The organism is Ralstonia sp. VS2407 (assembly GCF_052950655.1).
The window spans coordinates 1-879 of the sequence record NZ_JBRFVG010000038.1; the positions used below are offsets into that span (position 1 = coordinate 1).

The following is an 879-nucleotide window of genomic DNA, read 5'->3' on the forward strand; positions in this document are numbered from 1 at the left end:
AGCACGAGGAGCAGGCGAACGATCTTCATCGCGCAAGAGTATAGCGCAGCGAAGTATCCGTGGTTCGCCGTGCGGCGCGCAATGTTGCTCGCGATCGGGTTGCACGTCGCCGCGCGCAACGGCGCGCGTGCAGGCGCCGCGCCGCACGCGGCTCACAGCACGACGGGCGTGCTCGGCAACGCGTCGCCCGGCGCGCGGCGCGACGGATAATGCCGCGCGAGCAACGCGGTGACGGCCTCGATCCCGTGAATCGAGCCCGCCTCGAAGCGGCCCCGGCGGAACTGCGCTTCCATCGCGCGGCACACGCGCTCCCACTCGTCGCCGTCGACTCGCGCGTGAATCCCGCGATCGGCGACGACCTCGACATCGTGATCGGCGAGCAGCAGATAGATCAGCACGCCGTTGTTGTGCTCGGTGTCCCACACGCGCAGTTCGGAGAACACGTCGATCGCGCGTTCGCGCGCGGTGATTCCGCGCAGGAGCATCGACGCATGCAACGCGCCTTCGACCGCGAATCGCAACTGACCGACGTGCTTCTCGTGGCTCGCCTCGATCGCGCGCTCGATCTTGCCGAGCGTGCGCCTCGGAAACGCCGCGGCGACGCGCCAGCGCGTCATCGACAGGTGCCTCGCGATTCGCGCGATATCCATCACCACCTCCCGGACGCGCCGCCGCCGCCGAAACCGCCGCCGCCGCCGCGAAAGCCGTCGTTCCCGCCGCCCCGGCCGCCGCGCCCGCCGATGAACGGCCCGCCGACGCGCGCGCCCATTCCGCCGCCGAGCAGCGCGACGAAGAGCGCGATCGCGGCGGCCGCGACCGCGACGAGGAGCGCGCCGGACCACAGCCACGCGACGAAGCCGACCACGCCGCCCGTGACGA

1 protein-coding gene and 1 pseudogene are annotated in these 879 nt (G+C 71.7%); both read right to left on the reverse strand.

Annotation, left to right across the window (positions count from 1 at the left end; genetic code table 11):
- Nucleotides 1-152 precede the first annotated feature (152 nt).
- Complete coding sequence (locus ACU8YE_RS23655; protein ID WP_446929769.1) at nucleotides 153-650, reverse strand: TPM domain-containing protein; 498 nt, start codon at nucleotides 648-650, stop codon at nucleotides 153-155.
- Nucleotides 650-879, reverse strand: a pseudogene (locus ACU8YE_RS23660) (TPM domain-containing protein); the annotation flags it as partial. The pseudogene ACU8YE_RS23660 and the gene ACU8YE_RS23655, both read right to left, overlap by 1 nt.